The organism is Neiella litorisoli (genome assembly GCF_014773395.1).
In the GTDB taxonomy this organism is placed as follows: Bacteria; Pseudomonadota; Gammaproteobacteria; order Enterobacterales; family Neiellaceae; genus Neiella; species Neiella litorisoli.
Genome location: NZ_JACXAF010000016.1, coordinates 101,776 through 125,153 on the forward strand (window position 1 = coordinate 101,776; position 23,378 = coordinate 125,153).

At 49.0% G+C, this 23,378-nt stretch carries 20 protein-coding genes; 14 read left to right on the forward strand and 6 right to left on the reverse strand.

Going from position 1 to position 23,378, the window contains the following annotated elements; genetic code table 11:
• The first annotated feature begins 15 nt into the window (after positions 1 to 15).
• The 5 genes from clpP (at position 16) to IC617_RS12820 (ending at position 7,196) form a co-directional block, all read left to right on the forward strand.
• Positions 16 to 636 carry an ATP-dependent Clp endopeptidase proteolytic subunit ClpP gene (gene clpP / locus IC617_RS12800; RefSeq protein WP_191145382.1) on the forward strand — a complete coding sequence of 207 codons (621 nt, stop codon included), beginning with the start codon at positions 16 to 18 and terminating at the stop codon, positions 634 to 636.
• Positions 637 to 714: 78 nt separating this feature from the next.
• Entirely contained in the window at positions 715 to 1,995 is a 1,281-nt protein-coding gene (clpX, locus tag IC617_RS12805; RefSeq protein WP_191145383.1) for an ATP-dependent protease ATP-binding subunit ClpX, read from the forward strand.
• Positions 1,996 to 2,126: 131 nt separating this feature from the next.
• Positions 2,127 to 4,466: an endopeptidase La gene (lon, locus tag IC617_RS12810; protein WP_191145384.1), complete on the forward strand. Its 2,340-nt coding sequence runs from the start codon at positions 2,127 to 2,129 to the stop codon at positions 4,464 to 4,466.
• A 323-nt stretch (positions 4,467 to 4,789) separates the two neighbouring features.
• On the forward strand, positions 4,790 to 5,062 hold the full coding sequence (gene hupB, locus IC617_RS12815) for a nucleoid-associated protein HU-beta (protein WP_087506004.1): 273 nt from the start codon (positions 4,790 to 4,792) through the stop codon (positions 5,060 to 5,062).
• A gap of 238 nt (positions 5,063 to 5,300) precedes the next feature.
• Positions 5,301 to 7,196: a SurA N-terminal domain-containing protein gene (locus tag IC617_RS12820; protein ID WP_191145385.1), complete on the forward strand. Its 1,896-nt coding sequence runs from the start codon at positions 5,301 to 5,303 to the stop codon at positions 7,194 to 7,196.
• Positions 7,197 to 7,259: 63 nt separating this feature from the next.
• Here the strand turns inward: IC617_RS12820 and IC617_RS12825 are convergent, their stop codons facing one another.
• From IC617_RS12825 to pspF, 6 genes are read right to left on the reverse strand one after another with little or no spacing between them, the layout of a single operon-like run.
• Entirely contained in the window at positions 7,260 to 8,051 is a 792-nt protein-coding gene (locus tag IC617_RS12825) for an ATP-binding cassette domain-containing protein (RefSeq protein WP_191145386.1), read from the reverse strand.
• On the reverse strand, positions 8,017 to 9,033 hold the full coding sequence (locus IC617_RS12830; protein ID WP_191145387.1) for an oligopeptide/dipeptide ABC transporter ATP-binding protein: 1,017 nt from the start codon (positions 9,031 to 9,033) through the stop codon (positions 8,017 to 8,019). Before IC617_RS12830 ends, IC617_RS12825 begins: the two co-directional genes overlap by 35 nt.
• Positions 9,030 to 9,923 carry an ABC transporter permease subunit gene (locus IC617_RS12835; protein ID WP_191145388.1) on the reverse strand — a complete coding sequence of 298 codons (894 nt, stop codon included), beginning with the start codon at positions 9,921 to 9,923 and terminating at the stop codon, positions 9,030 to 9,032. Before IC617_RS12835 ends, IC617_RS12830 begins: the two co-directional genes overlap by 4 nt.
• Positions 9,916 to 10,941 carry an ABC transporter permease gene (locus IC617_RS12840; protein ID WP_191145389.1) on the reverse strand — a complete coding sequence of 342 codons (1,026 nt, stop codon included), beginning with the start codon at positions 10,939 to 10,941 and terminating at the stop codon, positions 9,916 to 9,918. Before IC617_RS12840 ends, IC617_RS12835 begins: the two co-directional genes overlap by 8 nt.
• Before the next feature lie 4 nt (positions 10,942 to 10,945).
• On the reverse strand, positions 10,946 to 12,574 hold the full coding sequence (locus tag IC617_RS12845; RefSeq protein WP_369410401.1) for an ABC transporter substrate-binding protein: 1,629 nt from the start codon (positions 12,572 to 12,574) through the stop codon (positions 10,946 to 10,948).
• On the reverse strand, positions 12,567 to 13,631 hold the full coding sequence (gene pspF, locus IC617_RS12850; protein ID WP_191145390.1) for a phage shock protein operon transcriptional activator: 1,065 nt from the start codon (positions 13,629 to 13,631) through the stop codon (positions 12,567 to 12,569). The genes IC617_RS12845 and pspF overlap by 8 nt, the downstream gene beginning before the upstream one ends.
• A gap of 196 nt (positions 13,632 to 13,827) precedes the next feature.
• Between pspF and pspA the strand changes: the two genes are divergently transcribed.
• The 9 genes from pspA (at position 13,828) to gmhB (ending at position 23,090) form a co-directional block, all read left to right on the forward strand.
• Positions 13,828 to 14,502 (forward strand): phage shock protein PspA, encoded by a 675-nt coding sequence (gene pspA, locus IC617_RS12855; protein WP_191145391.1) that lies wholly within the window; start codon positions 13,828 to 13,830, stop codon positions 14,500 to 14,502.
• Positions 14,503 to 14,524: 22 nt separating this feature from the next.
• Positions 14,525 to 14,767: an envelope stress response membrane protein PspB gene (gene pspB / locus IC617_RS12860; protein ID WP_087506013.1), complete on the forward strand. Its 243-nt coding sequence runs from the start codon at positions 14,525 to 14,527 to the stop codon at positions 14,765 to 14,767.
• The gene (pspC, locus tag IC617_RS12865; RefSeq protein ID WP_191145392.1) at positions 14,764 to 15,156 is read left to right on the forward strand and encodes an envelope stress response membrane protein PspC; all 393 of its coding nucleotides are present in this window, start codon (positions 14,764 to 14,766) and stop codon (positions 15,154 to 15,156) included. Before pspB ends, pspC begins: the two co-directional genes overlap by 4 nt.
• A 7-nt stretch (positions 15,157 to 15,163) precedes the next feature.
• Positions 15,164 to 16,570 carry a YcjX family GTP-binding protein gene (locus IC617_RS12870; RefSeq protein WP_191145393.1) on the forward strand — a complete coding sequence of 469 codons (1,407 nt, stop codon included), beginning with the start codon at positions 15,164 to 15,166 and terminating at the stop codon, positions 16,568 to 16,570.
• Complete coding sequence (locus IC617_RS12875; protein ID WP_191145394.1) at positions 16,567 to 17,679, forward strand: YcjF family protein; 1,113 nt, start codon at positions 16,567 to 16,569, stop codon at positions 17,677 to 17,679. Before IC617_RS12870 ends, IC617_RS12875 begins: the two co-directional genes overlap by 4 nt.
• 41 nt (positions 17,680 to 17,720) lie before the next feature.
• Positions 17,721 to 18,617, forward strand: a complete 897-nt coding sequence (locus tag IC617_RS12880; protein WP_191145395.1) for a LysR family transcriptional regulator — start codon at positions 17,721 to 17,723, stop codon at positions 18,615 to 18,617.
• 75 nt (positions 18,618 to 18,692) lie between these two features.
• Positions 18,693 to 20,597, forward strand: a complete 1,905-nt coding sequence (locus tag IC617_RS12885; protein WP_191145396.1) for a M1 family metallopeptidase — start codon at positions 18,693 to 18,695, stop codon at positions 20,595 to 20,597.
• Positions 20,598 to 20,952: 355 nt separating this feature from the next.
• Positions 20,953 to 22,518 carry a transcriptional regulator TyrR gene (gene tyrR, locus IC617_RS12890; RefSeq protein WP_191145397.1) on the forward strand — a complete coding sequence of 522 codons (1,566 nt, stop codon included), beginning with the start codon at positions 20,953 to 20,955 and terminating at the stop codon, positions 22,516 to 22,518.
• The gene (gene gmhB / locus IC617_RS12895) at positions 22,518 to 23,090 is read left to right on the forward strand and encodes a D-glycero-beta-D-manno-heptose 1,7-bisphosphate 7-phosphatase (protein ID WP_191145398.1); all 573 of its coding nucleotides are present in this window, start codon (positions 22,518 to 22,520) and stop codon (positions 23,088 to 23,090) included. Before tyrR ends, gmhB begins: the two co-directional genes overlap by 1 nt.
• Positions 23,091 to 23,378 lie beyond the last annotated feature (288 nt).

Sequence of the window (23,378 nt, forward strand, 5' to 3'; positions counted from 1 at the left end):
AAGGAGGCAGTACCAATGTCTGATTTGATCGATTCTCCGCTTAACGCTCTGATCCCAATGGTTGTTGAGCAAACCAGTAAAGGTGAACGCTCGTACGATATCTACAGCCGCTTACTGAAAGAGCGCGTGATTTTTATGGTTGGGCCGGTTGAAGACCACATGGCCAACTTAATTGTTGCCCAGATGCTGTTTTTGGAGTCAGAAAATCCAGATAAAGATATTTATCTGTACATCAACTCACCCGGTGGTTCAGTCACGGCAGGTATGGCGATTTATGACACCATGCAATTTATTAAGCCGAATGTTAGTACCGTGTGTATTGGTCAGGCAGCCAGCATGGGCGCATTCCTGTTGGCCGGTGGCGCCAAAGGTAAGCGCTTCTGTTTGCCAAATTCGCGGGTGATGATTCACCAACCACTCGGTGGTTTCCAAGGCCAGGCGTCAGATTTTGAAATTCATGCCAAAGAAATCCTGTCTATTAAAGAGAAGTTGAATCGCTTGTTGGCGGAGCACACGGGCCAGGATTATGATGTGGTTGCAAACGATACTGACCGTGACAATTTCATGAGTGCTGCGCAAGCCAAAGAGTACGGCTTAATTGACGATGTCTTGAGCAAGCGCGCAGAAAAGGACTAAGTCCTGCAAAGTCGGCTGGAATGAAGTACACTCAGGTCGACAGTGATAAATACGATAGTTTGAGATTGAGGATATCAGATGTCTGATTCTCGCAGAGGCGGAACCGAAGGCGATAACAAGCTGCTGTTCTGCTCATTTTGCGGTAAAAGTCAGCACGAAGTACGCAAATTGATTGCCGGTCCTTCGGTGTTCATTTGTGATGAGTGTGTTGAGCTTTGCAACGATATCATTCGCGAAGAAATCAAAGAGATTGCTCCGCGCAAAGATTCTAACGCGTTGCCAGCGCCACGAGAGATTCGTGAGCACCTGGACGACTACGTGATCGGGCAGGAACACGCCAAGAAGGTACTTTCAGTAGCGGTTTATAACCACTACAAGCGTCTTCGCAATGGTGACAGTGTTGATGGCGTTGAACTTGGCAAGAGCAACATTTTGCTAATTGGCCCAACTGGTAGCGGTAAGACGCTGCTGGCTGAAACCCTTGCTCGTTTTCTCGATGTACCATTCACCATGGCAGATGCTACCACCTTAACCGAAGCCGGTTATGTCGGTGAGGATGTAGAGAACATCATCCAGAAGCTGCTACAAAAATGCGATTACGATGTCGAGAAAGCACAGCGTGGCATTGTTTATATCGATGAAATCGACAAGATTTCTCGTAAATCTGATAATCCATCGATCACCCGAGATGTCTCTGGTGAGGGTGTTCAGCAGGCGCTGTTGAAGCTGATCGAGGGAACGATTGCCTCGGTGCCGCCGCAAGGTGGCCGCAAGCATCCGCAGCAAGAGTTTTTGCAAGTTGATACGTCTAAAATTTTGTTCATTTGTGGTGGTGCCTTTGCTGGCTTGGACAAGGTTATTGAGCAACGCACCGACAAAAATAGCGGTATCGGCTTTGGCGCAGAAGTGAAGAGCAAGGTTGAAACAACCTCGCTGACCGCTAATTTCGAGCAAGTGGAACCTGAAGATTTGGTTAAATACGGCCTGATCCCAGAATTCATTGGTCGATTGCCTGTGGTTGCAACGCTGACCGAATTGGACGGCGATGCCTTGGTGCAAATCCTCAATGAACCGAAAAATGCCCTAACCAAGCAATACGGTGCTTTGTTCTCGCTCGAAGATGTTGAGCTTGAGTTCCGTGAAGATGCGTTGTTCGCCATTGCTAATAAGGCGATGGAGCGTAAGACCGGAGCCCGTGGTTTGCGATCCATTGTGGAGCACATTTTGTTGCACACCATGTACGAATTGCCGTCAATCGAAAATGTCACCAAAGTGGTGGTTGACGAATCTGTGGTCAACGGTGAGTCAGACCCTATTTTGATTTATGAAAATAGTGACAAGCAAGCGGTCTCGGAATAATGGTCGATTGACTAATTAGTAAACAAAAAAGGAGCTTAGGCTCCTTTTTTTTGTTTTTACGGCAGAAAGCCATTTAAAAATAAGCTCTGATCCCCATATGCTGTCATATACCTTTTCTGTGGAGACTGCCCATGGTGCAATCGCACTCTGATTTAATTGAACTCCCCGTATTACCATTGCGCGATGTCGTCGTTTATCCCCACATGGTGATTCCGCTGTTTGTTGGCCGGGAAAAATCCATTCAGTGTTTAGAAGCGGCGATGGAGCAGGACAAACAAATCTTTTTGGTGGCGCAAAAAGATGCTTCTACCGAAGAGCCATCAAAAGATGACGTGTACCAAGTCGGTACCATTGCCTCCATTCTGCAATTGTTAAAACTGCCCGACGGCACGGTTAAGGTGCTGGTTGAAGGCAGCCGTCGAGCACAACTCGATAGCTTTTTGCAAGAAGAGCCATTTTTCAGCGCGACTGTCGCCGAGGTAGCCGAACTTGAGCCACCAGAGCGAGAATTGGAAGTGTTGATCCGCTCGACCATCAGCCAGTTTGAAGGTTACGTCAAGCTCAATAAGAAAATTCCACCAGAAGTACTCACTTCGCTTCAAGGTATCGAAGAAGCCTCGCGCATGGCCGATACCATGGCTGCGCATATGCCGTTGAAGCTTGAAGACAAGCAAAAGGTATTGGAACTGACTGACGCCAAAGATCGCCTTGAATACTTAATGGCGATGATGGAATCAGAAATCGATTTGCTTCAGGTTGAAAAACGGATCCGTTCGCGGGTGAAGAAGCAGATGGAGAAAAGCCAGCGCGAGTACTACTTGAATGAGCAAATGAAAGCCATTCAAAAAGAACTTGGTGAGCTTGACGATGCGCCGGATGAATTTGAGGCTTTAGCCAATAAGATTAAAGAAGCAGGGATGCCCGAAGAAGCGCGCAGCAAAGCTGAGGCTGAACTGAATAAGCTCAAAATGATGTCTCCCATGTCGGCAGAAGCAACGGTTGTTCGTAGCTATGTTGACTGGATGATCAGCGTGCCATGGAAAAAGCGCAGTAAAGTGAAGAAGAATCTGGCGCTGGCAGAGGAAATTCTTAACAAGGACCACTACGGCTTGGAAAAAGTCAAAGAGCGGATCCTTGAATACTTGGCGGTACAAAATCGCATTGCCAAATTGAAAGGGCCAATTCTTTGTTTAGTCGGACCACCGGGTGTGGGTAAAACATCATTGGGACAATCCATTGCCAAAGCCACTGGCCGTAAATACGTTCGCATGGCGCTGGGTGGCGTCCGTGATGAAGCCGAGATCCGCGGTCATCGCCGTACCTACATCGGCTCTATGCCAGGCAAATTGATCCAGAAAATGTGCAAGGTTGGGGTGAAGAACCCGCTGTTCTTACTGGATGAGATCGACAAAATGGGCGCAGACATGCGTGGAGACCCATCTTCGGCGTTACTTGAAGTGCTCGATCCAGAACAAAACAGCTCGTTCAACGACCACTACATGGAAGTTGATTACGACCTCTCGGATGTCATGTTTGTGGCGACGTCCAACTCGATGAACATCCCAGCGCCATTACTCGACCGGATGGAAGTGATTCGTCTGTCAGGTTACACCGAAGATGAGAAGCTCAATATTGCCAAGCAGCATTTGTTGCCAAAACAGATTAAGCGCAATGGCTTAAAAGCGGGTGAAATTGAAATCCAAGATTCGGCCATTACCGGTGTCATTCGCTATTACACGCGAGAAGCTGGTGTGCGGAACTTGGAGCGGGAATTGTCTCGAATTTGCCGCAAAGCAGTGAAACGTATTTTGCTTGAGAAAGATCTTAAGCAGGTCATCGTCAATGGCGACAACCTAAAAGAGTTTCTTGGTGTGCAGCGCTTTGATTTTGGCAAGGCCGACGATCAAAACAGCATTGGTCAGGTTACTGGTTTAGCTTGGACCGAAGTTGGTGGCGACTTACTCACCATCGAGACCACTAGTGTACCGGGTAAAGGTAAGCTTACTTACACCGGCTCCTTGGGTGAGGTGATGCAAGAATCGATTCAAGCGGCAATGACTGTGGTGCGTTCGCGCGCCGAGCAATTGGGTATTTCCAGTGATTTTCATGAGAAAAGTGATATGCATGTGCACGTCCCAGAAGGTGCCACACCAAAAGATGGCCCGAGTGCTGGTATTGCCATGTGTACCGCTTTGGTATCGACCTTAACGGGCAATCCAGTGCGAGCCGATGTCGCTATGACTGGCGAAATTACCTTGCGTGGCGAAGTGTTACCAATTGGTGGATTAAAGGAAAAACTGTTGGCAGCGCATCGCGGTGGTATTAAGCGGGTGTTAATTCCACATGAAAATGCCCGTGATTTGGAAGAAATTCCGGATAACGTCAAGCAAGATCTAGAAATTCACACCGTTCGTTGGATCGATGATGTGCTGAAATTGGCGCTGCAAGATGAACCCGTCAAGTGTCAGTAAATTGTCGAAAAACTAGGCCTTAGGCCTTTGCTGGCGCAGGTTGGCCGGTTTTTAGCCGGCCGATTTGTGCAAATTTGAACTTGCTCTCAAATTTATTCGCAAAAAGTTCTTTTTGAGAGCTTCCAACTCAAATTTGTTGTGATAGCCTAGATTGAATCTTGTCGACCGCACTTGAACCCAGTGTTGGCGCGGCTTGGCAAGAAATTTATTTGTAATTTTTGAGCTTGAATCTAAATACCAAGCTTGATATAAAACCTGCGCAGGTCATCACTTAGGGACGCAACTGCCAAGGTGACCGATATAAAATCAAAGGGGATGTAAACGTGAATAAATCTCAACTAATCGACAAAATTGCAGAGAATGCGGATATTTCTAAAGCCTCTGCTGGTCGTGCATTGGATGCTCTGGTAGAAGCGGTAACTGATACGCTGAAAGCAGGTGATCAAGTGGCTCTTGTTGGCTTCGGTACTTTCACTGTTCGTGAACGTGCTGCTCGCTCTGGCCGCAACCCACAAACTGGTGAAACTATTGAAATTGCAGCAGCTAAAGTTCCTGCATTCAAGCCAGGTAAAGCACTGAAAGACGCAGTTAACTAAAATCCTGCAGAATTCATTGAATCAAAAAGGTCGATTTTTATCGGCCTTTTTTAATGTTGGCACAACTCGGTTGACATCGTTGGTCTGATTACTCGGCTGTGTTAACATGCGCCGCATTGTTGGTGATGGTGAGATGCTTGGTTGCAAGTGACGCCTTCATCTGTTTGGTAAACGCAATTCATTCAATCTGATTAATTTACTCAATTCGGATTCAAATTACTCAGGCAAGAGAAAAAGCATGCTCGAAAAAATTCGTGAAGGCTCACAGGGCACTATTGTTAAAGTAGTTCTCGGTGCGGTTATCCTTTCTTTCGCACTAGCCGGTGTAGGTAGTTATTTAGGTAATCCTGCGGAGCTTGTTGCTGCTAAAGTCAACGACCAAAAAATCTATACTCAAGCTTTGGAAAATGCCGTTCGTGACGAACGAACTCGGCTCCAGCAGCAACTGGGTGAGCAGTTTGAAATGATGGCGTCTAACCCCGCATTCGAACAGCAAATCCGAGCGTCGGTATTGGAGCGTTTGATAACTGAAGCTCTATTAGATCAAGCGGTTGCTGAGCATGGCTTGGCTATTGGTGATGAGCAAGTTCGTCAAGCCATTGTCAGCATGCCGGCATTCCAGCGCGATGGTGTGTTTGATAACGATCTGTATTTGTCGCTGATCAGCCGCCAGGGGTTCTCGCCAGCGAGTTTCCGTGAGACGGTGCGCGCCGATATGTCTCGTCGTCAGTTTGTTACTGGAGTGTTGGATAGTGATTTTGTACTGCCTAACGAATTGGAGCGCATTGAATCATTGCTGAACCAAACTCGCTCGGTTCGCTATTGGAAAATTGATACCGCGAAAATTGCTGCCAGTTATATTCCAACAGAAGAGCAGGTTCAGGCGTACTTTGATGATCATCAGTACCTTTACCAGCAAGCTGAAATGTTGTCCGCGGAATACATTCGCATTGACGCGCAGCAACTAGCACAGAACATCTCTATTTCAGAACAACAAGTTGCTGAGTATTACGAAGCCAATGTTGATTTGTATAAAACCGCAGAAGAACGCCGTGCGTCGCACATTCTGTTGGAAAACTCCGATGAAGGTCGCGAAGCGGCGCGCAAAGTCGAAGCTGAATTGGCGGCTGGTGGCGACTTCGCTGAGCTGGCTAAAACCTATTCAACAGATACCTTCTCTGCTGAAAAAGGTGGCGACCTAGATTGGTTCGCTCGTGGCATTATGGGCGACGAATTCGACGAAGCGGTATTCGCTTTGACCCAAGAAGGTGATGTCAGTAATGTCGTTGAAACGCCATTTGGCCTGCACATCATTCAGTTGACTGGTGTTCGCCCAGAAGCGACCAAACCATTGTCTGAAGTAGCCACTACCATTCAGCAAGAGTTGCAACAAAACCAAGCGCTAGAGCAGTACTATCAGCTCCAAGAAGAAGTCACTAACCTGGCCTTTGAGTTGCCCGATAGCCTTGATGAACTTGCCTCCGAAACAGGTTTAACGGTTGAGCACACAGATACCTTCGAGCGCAGCAACCCGCCAGCAGTGGTTGCCGATCCAAAAGTGATTACCGCGTTGTTCTCTGAACAAGTGATGCGAGATCGCTTGAACTCTGATCCAATTGAGTTGGGTGAAGGCTTGTTGATGGTGGTTCGCGTGAAAGATTACCAGCCTGCTCGTAGCAAAACCTTGGATGAAGTGAAGCCAGAAGTTGCGCAAGCGGTCGCTTTGCAAAACGCCGCCGATTCTGCAAATGACATCGCTGACGACTACTTAGCTAAGTTGGCGGCTGGCGAGACACCGTTAATTGAAGCAGACCAGCCAATTGTACTGTTATCGCAAGCTGATTTTCGCCGTGACTCAATGGAGCTAGACCGTGCTGTTCGGGATCGCGCATTTGCCATGCCACGCCCAGAGCAGGGCAGCCAATTTGCCAAGGTTTCAGGCCGTGATTACGTTGCAGTGATTGCGCTGGATAACGTGTCACAAGTGGCCGAGCCAGAAAGTGATGAGCGACTGGCACAAGCGCTGGAGCAAACTCAAGCACAAGTAGCCTATACGGCTCTGGTCAACGCCTTAAAAGAACAGGCTGACATTGTTTATGTTCGCCAGGATGAAGCGGATAGCGATTTGTTCTAATTGCTGCGGCATTCGTCTCAATGACACATCAAAAAGCACACTTCGGTGTGCTTTTTTTGTGGCTTATGAACTTGGCCCTTGAACCAACTCGTTATAGGCGTAAATCAGTCGCTGAGTATATTCACTGGCAGGCGACTCAAAGATCTCATCGGTAGGCCTGAATTCAATGACTTCGCCTTGTTGCATCACCATGACATCATCGGCTAAGTGGCGGATCATCGATAATTGGTGACCAATCATGATGTATGCCATGCCGCGAGATTGTTGCAGCATGGTCAGAAGGTTAATCAATTGAGCGCGCATGGTGATGTCCATCGCCGATAAGGTTTGGTCAAACACCAACACTTCAGGATCGACAATCATGGCGCGGGCCAAGGTCACGCGCAAACGCTGACTGGCCGATAGCATATTGGGATAATAGTCGGCATGTTCTTCGAGTAGGCCTACGTCGCGCATGGTGGCGTATAGCTTCTGCTGCCGCAGTGATGGCGTCAGCGAGCGGTGCTGCACCAGCGGCGCTAATATTTGCATACCCACTCGGAGCCGAGGATTCAACGACAATGACGGCCGCTGCGGGATCATTCTGATATCCATGCAGCGTTGCCGCTGATTGGTGTCATTGAGGTTTTGGCCATGGAGTAAAATATCGCCCGAAGAGGGTGACATTTCACCAGCCAGAATGCGCGCAAGTGTCGATTTACCTGAGCCTGCTTCACCAATCACCGCCAAGGTGTGAGCTCGTTTTAGATCGAACGATACCGACTTAATCGCTTCTACGGTTTCGTGTCGAAACCAACCTTTTGAGTTGTGATAGGTTTTACTAATGTGTTTGACCTGAAGCAGCGGCGTTTGCATGCTTTTCCTCCAGGTTGAATGGTGCATGGCAACGGTAGCTGCGATTTCTTAAATACCGTGAGCGTGGCATTTCAATGCAATCCTTGTGCGCTCGCGGACACCTAGGGCCCAATCGGCACCCCGTCGGTAAATGCTGCAAGGTCGGCATAGTGCCGGGCATCACATTGAGCATTTGTCGTTGTGGATCGCGTTTAATCAAGGTGGCTAATGCATGGGTGTATGGGTGAAGCGGCTGCTCGACGACTTGCTGGGTTGGCCCTGCTTCAACTGATTGGCCGCAATACATGATGGTGACACGGTCCGTCCAGTTGGCAGCTGTTTCGAGCTCATTGCAAATGTGGACCACCGACAGCTTTCGGAGCTGATTCATTTTTGCCATCAGCTTGTAGATTTGGATTTTGGTGGTCGCTTCCATGGTTGACGTTGGTTCATCGGCAATTAGCAACCTTGGCTCATTAGCAATGGCCATGGCAATCATGATCTTTTGGCATAAGCCCTCCGACAATTCGTGAGGATACGACGCCATAATTCGTTTGTGATCGCGGATGCCAACTTTATGGAGCAATGCGCTGACTTTCTCTAAGCGATCGCTGTTGCGACGCCAGAATGCCAGATTGAGCCGAGGCGTTTGGGGCAGCGCTTCGAGGATCTGCTCGCCAATTTTGGCAATCGGATCAAGGTAGCTCGACGGCTGCTGGAAGATCATGGCTGCTTCTCGACCCATAAAGCGGCGGTGCTCATCGACATCCATTTGCTGGAGATCTTCGCCAGCGAAGAAGAAACGGTCCGCTCGGACTCGCCATTTATTCGACAGCAAACCCATAATGGCGCGACCCACAAGCGATTTACCTGAGCCAGATTCGCCAACAATGCCACGAAACTCGCCATCTTGAACCACTAAGCTGAAACGCTCGACCGCAGTGATAATGCCCTGCGGTGTCTCAAGCTCAATGGTGAGGTTACGTATGTCCAACAGATTCATGATGACTCCAATTTCTTGAAGCTACTTTGCAGTCCTGCACCAACCAGATTGATGCTCAATACGGTAATGAAGATTGCAATGCCAGGTAAGGTGATAACCCAAGGCGCAGTGGTCAGCAACGAGATGCCACTGGCCATCATGCTACCCCACTCGGGAGCAGGTGCTTGAGCGCCGAGACTGAGAAAGCCGAGCGCGGCTAGATCCATGATGGCACTGGAAATCGCCGCAGTAAAACGAATGATCAACGGCTCAGCGATGTTCGGCAGTACCACACGGTAAAACAGCCTGAATTTGCTGTAGCCATCCAGTCGCGCCATCCGGACATATTCAGTGGCCAGTACTTCCAGTACCGCTTGGTGGCTGACGCGGATGAATTGCGGAATAAGGCCAATGGTCACCGCAAGTAATACGGTACTCCAGCCGCGGCCAAGAATGGCAATCACCAGAATTGCCAATAACAACGACGGAATTGCCAACACGGTATCGAGCAGGTGATGCAAAATACTAGAGCGCAAGCCACGTAACATGGCCGCTAGGGCACCAATGGCAACACCAATGAGGCCAGAAATGGCAACGGTTAGCAACGCCCCGCCAAGGGTATAACGGGTGCCACTAATGACGCGGGATAAAATGTCGCGGCCTAAATCATCGGTGCCAAAAAAGAACTCAACGGTGCCTTTGTCGGCCCAGCTTGGCGGCAGCAACAGTAAATCAGTGTGCTGATGGTGAGGGTGATAGGGCGCCAGCACCGCACTGAAAATCATGATCACCAGCATGATCATTAGGGTCCAGAACGCAACCATATAAGCGCCCCGGGCATTAAAGGCATTGGCTACCTGACGGAAAATCGAAGGAACAGCGTCGTCCTGATAAATCGTATTTCTATCCATGCGGCATACTCCGCTGTTGAGGGTCACTCCATGCGGCGAGTAAATCAGTGATCACTGAGACGCAGATAACGAAGATCGATATGGTTAGCATGCAGGCCTGAATAGCTGGCACATCTTGTGCCACCAAGCTGTGAATGAGCCAGCGGCCAGCACCTGGCCAGGAGAAGATATATTCGACCACCATGGTGGTGGTCAGTAACGGGTTGGTCAGCGCGCCAACATGACGAATAAAACTACTGAAGTAATTTGGCAGGGCATGACGCCATAACACCTGATAACGACTGAGGCCCTTGGCTCTGGCAGCCTGAATGTAGTTTTTCTCGCTGATATCGATGAGGCTAGCGCGAGTGATTTGTGCCAACGCGGTGGTCGGAATAATGCTGATTGCCAGTGTCGGCAGCATAATGTGACGAATGGCGCTCCACAATGCGGCCCGTTGGTATTCATCATCGGCTAAAGCAATATCAATGAGTAGGATATGAGTGACTTCTGGAATGTCATACAACAAACCGATACGCCCAGAGATTGGCAACCAATGGAGACCCAAAGCGAAGATCAGAATTAACATCAGTGCCCACCAGAATACCGGCACCGATTGGCCGATAAGGGTTAAGGTAGTGACCCCGCGGTCAAACCATGAACCATGGTAGTAAGCACTAATAATGCCCAGTGGTACGCCAACCAGCATGGCTACAAACATGGCTGAAATAGCCAGTTGCAGGGTTGCCATGAAGCTATTGATCATTTGGGCAAAGATGGGAATTTGGTCAATGCGCGAAGTACCCCAGTCACCGCTGAAAATATTGCCCATGTAGTGAATGTATTGTGACCAATACCCCTGATCTAACGCGTAATGTTGGATCAGCGCAGATTTTTCCGCCAAAGACAAAGACGAGTCGGGATCGAGCGCGTCAATCGGCGCTCCCGGCATCAGATGCAATAAGCTGAATGACAGCAAGCTGAGCAGAAAAATAGTGATGATCAGCAGATTGAACTTACGAATGAAATAGCGCCACATGGTCTTACTCTATTGAAGCAGAGGAAAAATCAATGCCACCAAATGGCGAAACATTGAGCCCATTGACATGCAAGCCGGTTGCTTGCGTTCTCATGCCATGGGCAATGGGCACTACCGGCATTTGCTCTGCTAGGTAGCTTTGCGCTTGGCTGTATAGTTGTTGACGCTGTTCAAATGACGTTGATTGGCGCGCCAAGTCGATTAACCGATCATAATACTTGTCGCACCACATTGCTCGGTTAGTACCGGCTAGTTTGGCTTGGCAACTGAGTAGTGGTCGGAAAAAGTTGTCGGGATCGGCGTTATCGGCGGTCCAACCAATCAGAACCGTATCGTGGGCGCCTTTGCTCAACCCTGAGCGGAAAGCGTTCCAGTCTTTATTGACCAGATGAGCATGGACACCTATTTGCCGCAAGTTATCCTGAATTAACAAGGCCATCTTGCGGCTATTGGGGTTATACGAACGCTGCACCGGCAGTACCCAGATATCGATATCAAAGCCATCGGGGTAGCCTGCTTCGGCCAATAATTGTTGCGCTTGCTCAGGGGCATACAACTGCCCCGCGACTGAACCATCATGCCCCCATGAAGCCGGTGGCAGCAGCGTTGATGCCACTGATGCTGTGCCATAAAACACCGCTTCCATAATTACATCGCGATTGATAGCAAGCGAGAGAGCTCGGCGTACTTTGGCATTATCCAGCGGTGGATTGTCGGTGTTAAACGCCCAGTAGCCGACATTAAAGCTGGTTTCAGATTGCAGCTTGAAGTCCGACTGGTCACGTAACAGCGCTAACTCGTTGGCAAGCGGCGACGCCATGGCGTCGCATTCGCCGGTCAACAGCTTGGCCAAGCGCATGGTGCCATTTGGGGTGATATCCAGCACCACTTCATTGAGTTTCGGGCGACCGCGCCAATGGTTCTTGTGGGCCCGATATTTGATGTAATGCTCTTCTTTATAACGGTAATAATGAAATGGGCCGGTACCGACTGGTAATTTGTCGATCAAGTGGCGTTGGCCTTCAGACGACAATTTGGCTGCATATTCAGCAGACAAGATCACAGAAAAATTGGTCGCGATGTTGCTCAAAAAGGTGCTGTCAGCGGCAAATAACTCAAATTCTACCGTGTGTTCCTCCAGTGCCTGAACCGACTTCACCATCCACGGAAAGCCGACACTAACGAAAAACGAATAATCGCTGCGCCCGACATAATGATAAGGGTGGGTTTTATCAATGATGCGGCGGAAACTAAACACCACGTCATCGGCGTTAAAGTGGCGTGATGGTGTGAAATACTTGGTTTGGTGAAATTGCACATTAGGGCGCAGATGAAAGGTATAACGGGTGCCCGATGGGTCAACTTGCCAACTGGTAGCGAGCGCTGGCACAAAACTGCGACCATCGGGGGCCATATCCATCAACCTGTCGTACAGTTGCATGCTGGTCGCTTCGACGACATTGGCAGAGGTGCTGAGCTGCGGATTAAAGCTCGACGGGTTTCCCAGTGAACAATAAACCAATCCGTCTTTTGGTTTTGGCATGTCCATTGGCTCACACCCCATGAGAGCCAAAGTACCAAGCAGCAGTGCCGTGACAGGGGGCCGAGCGAGTTGCAGCAACAACTTATTCACCAGAGTTTATGCCATCTAACAGGTTGTATTTTTTGAGTATACCGCGCAACTGATGATAGGTCAGCGATAAAGCGTCAGCAGTTTTCTTTTGATTGAACTGATGTTGCTCAAGGGCTTTTTGTAAAATTGCTGTTTCGTGATCTTGTAAATGGGCTTTCAAGTCAAAAGGAAAGCTAGGAATGGTTAGGTTGTCATCCTCTGCTTGCGGAGGCTGCTGCGATTGAGTCTGTGGCTCGCTATCACGGCGGTCTTTGGTGCGTATGGTCTGGCCGGGGCGGAACTCTGACTCGAACGGATCAAGAATGATCTGGTCGATTTGCATTTCCGGATCGTTATGTCGGTAGACGCTCCGCTCCACCACGTTTTTCAATTCCCTGACATTGCCGGGCCAGTGATAATCGAGCAGCAGCTCTCGTGCTTCACGGGAAAAGCCGGAAAACACCGGATGGTCTAACTGTCGCGCCATTTTGATGGCAAACGCATCGGCTAGCAGCATGATGTCGCTGCGTCTGGCCCGAAGGGGCGGTAGGGTGATCACATCAAAGGCGAGGCGGTCGAGCAAATCAGAGCGAAATTCATTGCGCTCGGCGAGAGTTGGCAAATCCTCATTGGTAGCGGCAACAAGGCGCACATCAACTTTGATCGACTGGCTACCACCCACACGCTCGAATTCGCCGTATTCGATCACACGGAGCAGCTTTTCTTGAATCAGCCCGGAGGTATTAGCCAACTCGTCCAAAAATAAGGTGCCTTTATCGGCTAGCTCAAAGCGGCCGGCTCGCCGTTTGTTACCCGAGCCGGTAAAAGAGCCTGCTTCGTGGCCGAATAGTTCGCTTTCTAACAGGCTCTCGTTGAGTGCAGCACAATTCAACTTGATGTATTGTTGGTCCCACCGGGATGACAGGAAGTGCAAACGCTCGGCGATGAGCTCTTTACCGGTGCCGCGCTCACCAATGATAAGCACGGGTTTATTGAGCGGTGCTATCTGTGAAATGCGCTCTAAAACTTCAAGAAACGAGTTCGACTCACCGAGTAGGTTATCTTGTTGTGGCTGCATTCCACATCCTTGGTAGTTAAATTAGCTAACTATTAGTTTATTTCACTAAGGTGGCTTTTGGTAGTCTGCCGAGTAAAAATTAAAAACATTATTAAAACAACATGTTAATCTTGTTTTTTCAGGTTGGCCCAGATCCTGTATTAGTTGTCGGTAAGTAGCTCGCAACTGAGCTGTTATCTGTTGAGGAGAGAATCAAATGGGTATTTTTTCACGTTTTGCGGACATCGTGAATTCGAACATCAACGCTTTGCTGGAGCGAGCGGAAGATCCCGAAAAGATGTTGCGCCTGATCATTCAGGAAATGGAAGACACCTTGGTGGAAGTTCGTTCATCTGCGGCTCGCACTCTGGCTGACAAAAAAGAGTTAGAGCGCCGCATTGAACGCCTTCGTCAAGAAGCAGAAGAGTGGCAAGGAAAAGCGGAGTTGGCTTTGGCTAAAGAACGCGAAGACTTGGCTCGCGCTGCGCTTGGTGAGCGGAAGAAGCTCAATGATGCTGCCGACAGCATGAAAGACGAAATGCTGGTGGTTGATGAGAATCTGAACAAACTCAAAGAAGAGCTTGAGCAGTTACAAAACAAGCTCAAAGACGCTAAGGCGCGTCAGCAAGCGATGGTGATTCGTTCCAACACGGCCACCTCGAGACTGCAAGTGAAGCAGCAACTCGATAGTAGTAAGGTGACGGACACGCTGTCTCGATTTGACTCTTACGAGCGCCGTATCGATGATTTAGAGGCTCAGGTTGAAGCGCATGACTTAGGTCAGCCAAAAAATCTCGCCGACGAATTTGCCGCGCTGGAAGCTGAAGAAAAAATTACCAGTGAGCTGGAGCAGTTGAAAGCCAAAATGAAGGCTAAATCAGAACAGTCGTAATAACGAAATTTTGGAGTAACAAATGGATTATGAATTTCTTGCCGCAATGATTGTTGGACCACTATGTCTGTTCCTATTGATTGTTGCTCCGATTTGGCTGGTGATGCATTACCGCTCCAAGCGACAAGTTTCGCAGGGGCTAACCGAAGAAGAGTACCGCCAGCTACGGCAACTGGCGGAACAATCTGAGCAAATGGCTGCTCGTATTCAGACGCTTGAGGCGATTCTGGATTCTGAATCTCCGGATTGGAGGAAAAAAGCATGACAGAGCGCAAACGGACACTTTATCGCGATGGCAAAAGAGGCAAGTTTGCCGGGGTTTGTGCCGGCGTTGCCAACTACTTTGGACTGGAGGTTTGGTTAGTTCGGGTATTGATGGCCTCCGCTATTATTTTGACCGGCATCTTTGGCTTACCGTTGCTTTGTTACATTGTTGCTTGGTTTGTTTTGGATAAGGCACCAGAGCATCCGCAATTCGCTGATGAGCCACCTATCGCCGTCAAATCAAATGTTTGGCAAAGCGGTGAGCTACCTGGGCAAGCGCTGCATGATATCAAAGGGCGGTTTGCTGATTTGGAAGTACGATTGCGCTCACTCGAAGGTCATGTCACATCAAGCGCTTTCCACCTGAAACGAGAAATCGACCAGCTTTAAGTTTGATATGGAATTCAAAAAAGCAGCCAAACAAGTTGTTCAATCCGCCAATACCTTTATTGAAAGAGCCCGCAGCCAGCATGTAACGCTGGCTGTTACGGGTTTAAGTCGCAGTGGCAAAACCGCCTTTATCACGTCATTAATTAATCAATTGCAACAAGGTAGCAATGCCGAACACATGCCATTGCTTGAAGTTGCGCGGCAGCGACGCTTATTAACGACTAAACAAGTAACTCAACCTCATTTAGACGTTGCATCGTTTCGCTACCTTTCCGGTTTGCGCAGCTTATCAGGGCCCGAGCCTCAGTGGCCCAAAGCGACGGAAACCATCTCTGAGGTGCGCCTTGAGATTACCTTTAAACCGAAACACAAGAGTTGGCTTGGCAATGGCGATTCCAGCAAGTTATTACTAGATATTGTCGATTATCCCGGCGAATGGCTGCTTGATTTACCCATGCTGCAAATGGATTTTCAGCAGTGGAGTGAGCAACAGTGGCAGTTGCTGGAGCAATCGCCCCGCGCCGAAGCGGCAACGGCATGGATTGCCGAGGCTGAAAGCTTGCTAGGCAGAGAGCCTGATGATGATGCCATTCATCAATGTGCTGATCGTTATGCGGTATTACTCAAACAATTTAAAGATGAGCTGGGCCTTAGCTTATTGCAGCCAGGCCGAATGTTAATGCCCGGAGAACTGGCAGGCACGCCAGCATTGGCTTTTTTCCCCATGCCACAACAACGATTGCTCAGTGATCCGGCGAGTCATGCGCTCTGGCAATTGCTAAGCGGCCGCTATGACTATTACGTGAACCACGTTGTGAAAGGCTTTTTTAAGCGATTTTTCCGTCATTTTGATCGGCAAGTGGTGCTGGTTGATTGTTTGCAGCCGTTGAATGAAGGCGCCGCCCATTTTCGCGAAATGCAGCAAGCCCTTGAGCAAGTAATGAGTTGTTTTCAGTACGGCAAGCAGCGTTGGTGGCGGCAATTATTTGAACCGAAAATTGATCGCTTGCTGGTGGCGGCGACTAAGGCCGATCATGTTACCAATGAACAATTTGACGCCTTAGGCAAATTGTTAGCCGAGCTTTGTCATGCCGCAGAGTCTCAGGCATTGGATCATGATATTCAGATCCAGCATCAGCCTCTAGCATCGATCCGAAGCACTCGTTTTGGCCATGTGCAAAAAGGAGCTCAAACGGTGCCTGCATTAAAAGGCAAGCGGTTGTCTGATGGTAAGTCGATCACGCTGTTTCCTGGACAAGTTCCAGCGGGCTTGCCAAGTCAGGCCTTTTTCAAGCAGCATAGTTTCGACTTTGTTGATTTTGCGCCACCAACTCGACAAAGCGATTTCGCACCGTTACCCCATATTGGAATGGATAAAGCCATCGAGTTCTTGCTTGGAGATGTATTGAAATGAAGTCGCAAGGGGATAGCCACCAACAACAGGCCCTGTTTGAAGAAGAGCCCGAATTCTTGGAGCCCCAGCGCGCCGCTCGCGCAGAACCGAAGCAATCAGAATCAGCGGAAAATGCTGAAACGTTTGAGCCCCAGCAAATCATTGATGATGAGCAGTCGCCTTGGTCTGAACAGGCGATCGAACTGGAATCGACAGCTCCCGATGAGCAACCTGCGGTTGAAGATATTCTCCGACCGGCGGCTAAAAGTCATTGGTGGTTAAAGACAATTGCGTTACTCGCCGCAACCATTGTCACCATTGAAGGTGTGGTGTTGGCTAATTCGGTGTGGCAACAACAGAGTTGGCTGAGTGGCTTATACGCGTTGTTGTTTGTACTATTTTTTGGCGGCTTGTTGGTATTGGCATTTGCTGAATGGCGTAAGCTGGTGCAATTGAGCCGAACCGAACAGCAGCAAGGAGAGGCGCAGAAAATCATTAATGGTGAGCAGTGCGACGATATTGTTCGTTTTAGCAAGGCGCTATTGCCTGCCAGTTTGCAACCCGAGTTAAGCGAAGCAACAGAGCAATGGCAAAACCTCATTAATGACAGTCAAAGCGATGCTGATGTGCTGACACTATACGATTGCTCCGTTGTCAGTGTCTGCGACCAAAAGGCGCTGGCTGTGATCTCCAAGTCATCGTCACAAGTGGCGGCTGTGGTTGCCCTAAGCCCGCTCGCCGCGCTGGATATGTTTGTGATCGGCTGGCGTAATATTCGCATGATTAACGATGTTGCAGCTTGCTATGGGGTTGAACTTGGCTTTGTCAGTCGCTTAAAGCTGGTGCGGCTGGTGGTTTACAACCTGATTTATGCCGGCGCCTCAGAATTGACTCTCGATATAGGTTTGCAATCAATTGGCGCTGATTTAATGGGCAAAGTATCAGCTCGCGGCGCCCAAGGACTTGGCGCCGGGTTGCTTAGCGCTCGACTTGGCTTGAAAGCCATGCAGTTGTGTCGGCCCCTGCCGTTCACTTGCGCGGATAGTCGACCGACTCTGAGTACAGTGATGAAGCAGGTTCATTCCTCACTCTCTAAAAAGCTTAAACTGGTCATGACCAAAGAGGCCTGATTGGTGTTGCTCGATTTACGCCATGCATACCGCCGTCGCTCATGAATATTGACCATTTAAAACTATTTGTTCGCGTGGCATCGACTCATAATATCACTGCTGCAGGAGCTGAATTGGGTTTGTCGCCAGCGGTTGCCAGTGCTCACATTGGCAAGCTTGAGCAAAGCTTGGGCGTTCGCTTGATTCACCGCACGACCCGCAGAGTTTCGCTGACCGAAGAGGGCAAAGCCTTTTTGCCACATGCCCAAGAAGTACTTGCTGGCGTGGAAGCGGCTAAAGCTGCAGTGGGCACCGGTAAACTGACGCCGCAGGGGAATCTGCGGATCACTGCTCCGGCTTCATTTGGCCGCATGCACTTGGTGCCGGCATTGGCAGGTTTTTTGGCGCGCTATCCGGATTTAACCGTTGAGCTGCGAATGTCAGACACCATTGTCGATTTGATTGAAGGCGGCTTTGATGTTGCTATTCGCAACGCCGAGTTAAAAGATTCCACTTTGATTGCCCGTAAGCTCGCAACCGACAAGCGAATATTGACGGCATCACCGGCTTATATCGCTGCTCATGGTGAGCCTCGAACACCACAAGATTTGCATCGCCATAAATGCATTCATCTGTTAGGGCTGGAGACTTGGTCGTTTACCACAAGCCAAGGCGCTATCCAGATTAAAACCAATGGCGTTTTTAGGACTGACAACGGCGAGGCGGTGCGAGATGCCTGTGCCGCGGGCTTGGGGATCTCGGTCAACTCAACCTGGTCGGCCTATCAGCATTTGCAACGTGGCGAATTAGTGCAGGTGCTGAGCGATTATCCGTTGTTATCAGAAACCGCCTTGTGGGCGGTCTACCCAAGCTCTCGATTGGTCGCCCCTAAGGTCAGGGCTTTTGTCGATTACTTTGCCGACTGTTTCGGTGAGAGTCCATACTGGGACGAGGATTAAAGCCGCATCAGGGGTTTTATCCTCGGCTGTTTTTATGACAGGATCAGCCGGTGTTTTCTTGTATCAACCTTCATCATGATTAAATCTTTGTTTCCTGCAATGGCCGCATCGCTGTTGCTGGCGTGTTCGCCACCATCGACTAATGACGTTTCTACTCCGTCGCCATCGGCTTCAAACAATAATTCAGCGGAGCATCCGCAAGTGATGGCTGTAACCGTCAACGAGCGCGATCCGCATTCCTATGGCAACTTCAATGAAGTGAGATTGAGCCACTTAAATTTGGACTTGGTTGTTGATTTTGAGCGCTCAATACTTAGCGGCACGGTAGAAGTTCAATTTGAACGACTAACAGCTACGGCTAGCCAATTGATCCTCGATACGCGCGATTTATCTATCGACAAGGTCACGGTGGCCGGAGTACCGGTGCCATTTGCAATGTCGTCAGTTGATGCAAACTTAGGGCAGGCGCTAGTGATTGAGCTGCCAGAGCAGGCCGATTCTGCTGTTATTCATTATCAAACATCGCCGCAAGCGAGTGGTTTACAATGGCTGACTCCACAGCAAACAGCCGGCAAGCAGCAGCCGTTTTTGTTCAGCCAAGCGCAAGCAATTCATGCCCGCAGTTTCATTCCACTACAAGACTCACCAAGTGTTCGAGTGACGTACAACGCTCGCATTCAAACGGCGCCAGAATTACTCGCGGTGATGAGTGCCAGCAACGATCCGCAAACCGAGCGAGATGGCGATTACCACTTCTCTATGCCACAGCCGATTCCGTCGTATTTAATCGCCATTGCTGTTGGCGATTTGCAATTCAAAGCGATGGGGCCTCGGACTGGCGTTTATGCCGAGCCAAGTGTGTTGGACTCGGCAGTTGCCGAGTTTGAGGATACTGAATCCATGCTAGAGCTGACCGAGCAGCGTTATGGTGCGTATAGCTGGGATCGCTACGATCTGTTGATTTTGCCGCCATCGTTTCCATTTGGTGGCATGGAAAACCCACGACTGTCATTTATCACCCCAACGGTCATTGCCGGTGACAAATCCTTGGTTTCGCTGATCGCTCATGAGCTGGCTCACTCTTGGTCGGGTAACACAGTCACCAATGCTAGTTGGAGTGACTTGTGGCTCAATGAGGGCTTCACCACCTATTTAACCTATCGCATTATGGAATTGCTCTACGGTACCGAGCGTTATGACATGGAAGCCATGTTGGGCTATCAGGATCTGCAATATGATATGAGCGTGATGGAGGCTGCCGACACTCGATTATCGATTGATCTGGCTGGTCGCGATCCCGATGAAGTGTTTAGCGATGTTCCCTACGAAAAAGGGGCGTTGTTCCTGCGCGAAATTGAACAGGAAATCGGCCGAGAAGCGTTTGATGCGTTTTTGCTTGAGTACTTCAATGACTTTGCTTTTAAGAGTCTGGATGCTGCGATGTTCGAAGCCTACATTGATGATAAGTTAATCAAACCGTATCAGTTAGATAAAGCGCGAATTGTGCAATGGATCCATCAGCTGGGCTTGCCAGAAGGTCACGCCGTGCCGACATCACCGGCATTTGATTTGGTTGATGCCGAACGTCAATCTTGGCTACTAGCTGATCGCGCGGCAGCAGAGCTAAATACCAAAGGCTGGGTGGTTCATCAGTGGTTGTATTTCCTCAACAATATGCCGGAGCAACTGTCTGAGGCTCAGCTATTCGATTTAGATCAAGCATTTAATCTGACTCAAAGCAGCAATAATGAAATTGCCCATAGCTGGTTAATGCTGGTGGTTAAAAATCAATATCAGCCAGGCTACGAACGCCTAGAGAACTACCTGATGTCAATTGGCCGAAATAAACTCGTCGCTCCCTTGTACCAAGCGCTGAGCAAAACCGAACAGGGCAAAGCATTCGCCAAACGTGTATTCGATCAGGCGAAAGCTGGCTACCATCCATTGACAGTTAAGATTAACGAAAAGTTCGTTGAATAAACCGACCGCATCCAAGCCACCTCCGGGTGGCTTTTCTGTGGCCAAAGGTTTCATCGCTCGCATGATTTAAGCTCTGCTTATTCGTAGCGTTAGCTTTACTGCTAAATAGCAATTGCCTGACCGGCGTTGCCGAATAAATCATATAGAGCAATTACTCTTTCGGCTGTATGCTGCTTTGCCAGTGTCAGTCCATGCCAATTTGCCAAAATTCACGCCGTTAAAAAGCTTGTTCGGCTGGACAGAATTCTTTACATTGGCGGTTTAAATCGTTATTTTTCACGCCTACTTACCTTAAACGCTTATCCGAGTGGCATGTTGGCTAAATGCTACTCAAAACGGGTTGATTAAACGCGCTATGAGACTTGAAGTCATCTGTGAAGATCGTCTGGGTATTGCCGAAGAAATTCTGTCCATCATGGTTAAACATGGGATGAATCTAAAAGGCATCGAAACCGATGTGAACCGCAATATTTTTCTGAACTTTCGTCAATTGGAGTTCTCTGAGCTGCAAATGTTGCTGCCAGAAATTCGCCGTATCAAAGGGGTCGAAGATGTCCGTACCGTGCCGTTCACCCCATCGGAACGTAATACCCACGAGCTGAATACCATTCTTAAGACCCTGCCAGACCCAGTTTTTTCTCTGGACACTCGCGGTCGTATTGTCATGGTAAATGAAGCTGGAGCCATCGCCCTGCGCAGTCAGTTGGATAAGCTGGAAGGTCAAAGCATCAATCAATTTGTCCATGGCTTCTCATTTCAGCGCTGGTTTGACGATGACGATGTCGATGTCCGTAACAGCAAAGTCACTATGAATCAGCGTACCTATTTAGCTGATATTTTGCCGATCCGAGTGGAAAATGAAGAAACGACCGCTGGCCGACAGGTATTGGCTGGTGCTGTGTTGCTGATGAAGTCGACCGATCGTTTGGGTGAGCAGGTTCATGCTTACCAAAAGCAAAGTGGTGATGGCTTTGAGCGGATTTATGGCCAAAGCCAGCAAATGAAACAAGTTTTAATGCAGGCTCGCAAAATGGCGCAGCTTGACGCGCCATTATTGATTCAGGGCGAAACCGGCACCGGTAAAGAACTGCTGGCTCGGGCTTGTCATGAATTCAGTTTCCGCGATGGCAAACCTTTTGTTGCGCTAAATTGCGCTTCATTGCCCGACAGTGTTGCCGAGAGCGAATTGTTCGGCCACGGCGAAAATGCCTTTGAAGGGGCCGGCGATGCCCAGCGAGGTGTGTTGGAAATAGCTGCCGGTGGTACCGTGTTTCTCGATGAGATTGGCGAAATGTCACCCTCACTGCAGGCCAAGTTCTTACGTTTCTTACAAGATGGAACGTTCCGTCGGGTAGGTGAAGAAGATGAAGTAAAAGTCGATGTTCGTATCATCTGTGCAACTCAGAAAGACCTACCTGAAATGGTGCAAGGCGGTAACTTCCGCGAAGATTTGTATTATCGGCTGAATGTCTTGTGCTTAGTTGTGCCGCCTTTGCGGGAACGTAAATCTGATATTTTGCCGCTTGCAGAACGTTTCATTGAACGTTTTTGCGCTCAAAACGGTCGACCATCGGCCATGATTAGTAAGTCTTGCCGAGATTACATGATGCAATACCCATGGCCAGGTAATGTTCGCCAACTTGAAAATGCATTGTATCGCGCCATTAGTTTGCTTGAGGGCAATGAGTTAACTGCCGAAGATCTGCAGTTACCTTCTTATGCCAGCGGCTCCGGTTATTATGATCAGCCGTTTGAAGGAACACTTGAAGAATCAGTTAAACGTTTTGAAAGTAATTTATTGCGCCGCTTGTACCCCTCTTATCCAAGTACCCGCCAGTTGGCTCGTAAACTAGGCGTTTCTCACACTGCAATTGCCAATAAGTTGCGCGAATACGGCATCAACAAAAAGACCATCACTTGATGCCATCACTAAAGCCCGCCGTCTTTCTTGATAGAGACGGCGTTATCAATCGCGATACTGGTTATACCCACAAGCTCGATGAATTAGAGATCCTAGCCGGTGTTGCTGCCGGTTGTCGGCAACTGATAGCAGCTGGATTTGAGCTGATCATTGTGACCAACCAGTCTGGCATTGCTCGTGGCCTATACAACGAGCATGACTATCAACAATTCAGTACTGAACTGCTGCGCCAGTTGAACTTGCAAAAAGTTCATTTTTTGGCCGTTTACTTCTGTCCTCACCATAAAGAAGGCGAAATAGCATCTTATCGTCAGGAGTGTTATTGCCGTAAACCGCAGCCTGGTATGCTACTTCGAGCTGCCAGCGAACATCCAATCGATTTAACGCAAAGTTATATCATTGGCGACCGCCCATCGGACCTGGAAGCTGGAGAGAATGCCGGCCTCAAAGCGAATGTGTTGATTGAAACAGGTAAAACCATTACGGCAGAAGGGCAGGCTAAAGCCGATTACGTTGCGGCTAATTTTGTCGCTGCAACTGAGTGGATTTTGACCGATTTCAACTCTCGCTAAAATAAATGTGATTTTCTTCAAAAAAGCCCTTGACCGAATTCGAAGAGTCCCTATAATGCGCCTCCACTGCTTCGGGGCAACGGCAAACTTCTAAAGTTTCAAACTTTCTCGACGCACTCAATCAACCGGCTCTTCAAATATGGATGAGCAGCGATTTGAAAAAAGATTTCAAAAAGCGGTTGACACTGAGAATCGGAAGCGTAATATACGCCTCCCGCAGCCAAGGGCTGCAGCGCTGAAAAGCGCATCGCTCTTTAACAATTAGCAAGACAATCTGTGTGGGCACTC

What these genes read in the sequence shown, in the direction of transcription:
- clpX (WP_191145383.1), top strand. Translation starts at nt 715, where the DNA reads ATGTCTGATTCTCGCAGAGGCGGAACCGAAGGCGATAACAAGCTGCTG.
- tyrR (WP_191145397.1), top strand. Translation starts at nt 20,953, where the DNA reads ATGAGACTTGAAGTCATCTGTGAAGATCGTCTGGGTATTGCCGAAGAA.
- pspC (WP_191145392.1), top strand. Translation starts at nt 14,764, where the DNA reads ATGACAGAGCGCAAACGGACACTTTATCGCGATGGCAAAAGAGGCAAG.
- clpP (WP_191145382.1), top strand. Translation starts at nt 16, where the DNA reads ATGTCTGATTTGATCGATTCTCCGCTTAACGCTCTGATCCCAATGGTT.
- IC617_RS12830 (WP_191145387.1), bottom strand. Translation starts at nt 9,033, where the DNA reads ATGAATCTGTTGGACATACGTAACCTCACCATTGAGCTTGAGACACCG.
- IC617_RS12875 (WP_191145394.1), top strand. Translation starts at nt 16,567, where the DNA reads ATGAAGTCGCAAGGGGATAGCCACCAACAACAGGCCCTGTTTGAAGAA.
- IC617_RS12885 (WP_191145396.1), top strand. Translation starts at nt 18,693, where the DNA reads ATGATTAAATCTTTGTTTCCTGCAATGGCCGCATCGCTGTTGCTGGCG.
- IC617_RS12870 (WP_191145393.1), top strand. Translation starts at nt 15,164, where the DNA reads ATGGAATTCAAAAAAGCAGCCAAACAAGTTGTTCAATCCGCCAATACC.
- pspA (WP_191145391.1), top strand. Translation starts at nt 13,828, where the DNA reads ATGGGTATTTTTTCACGTTTTGCGGACATCGTGAATTCGAACATCAAC.
- pspF (WP_191145390.1), bottom strand. Translation starts at nt 13,631, where the DNA reads ATGCAGCCACAACAAGATAACCTACTCGGTGAGTCGAACTCGTTTCTT.
- gmhB (WP_191145398.1), top strand. Translation starts at nt 22,518, where the DNA reads ATGCCATCACTAAAGCCCGCCGTCTTTCTTGATAGAGACGGCGTTATC.
- IC617_RS12820 (WP_191145385.1), top strand. Translation starts at nt 5,301, where the DNA reads ATGCTCGAAAAAATTCGTGAAGGCTCACAGGGCACTATTGTTAAAGTA.
- IC617_RS12880 (WP_191145395.1), top strand. Translation starts at nt 17,721, where the DNA reads ATGAATATTGACCATTTAAAACTATTTGTTCGCGTGGCATCGACTCAT.
- pspB (WP_087506013.1), top strand. Translation starts at nt 14,525, where the DNA reads ATGGATTATGAATTTCTTGCCGCAATGATTGTTGGACCACTATGTCTG.
- IC617_RS12825 (WP_191145386.1), bottom strand. Translation starts at nt 8,051, where the DNA reads ATGCAAACGCCGCTGCTTCAGGTCAAACACATTAGTAAAACCTATCAC.
- IC617_RS12840 (WP_191145389.1), bottom strand. Translation starts at nt 10,941, where the DNA reads ATGTGGCGCTATTTCATTCGTAAGTTCAATCTGCTGATCATCACTATT.
- lon (WP_191145384.1), top strand. Translation starts at nt 2,127, where the DNA reads ATGGTGCAATCGCACTCTGATTTAATTGAACTCCCCGTATTACCATTG.
- IC617_RS12835 (WP_191145388.1), bottom strand. Translation starts at nt 9,923, where the DNA reads ATGGATAGAAATACGATTTATCAGGACGACGCTGTTCCTTCGATTTTC.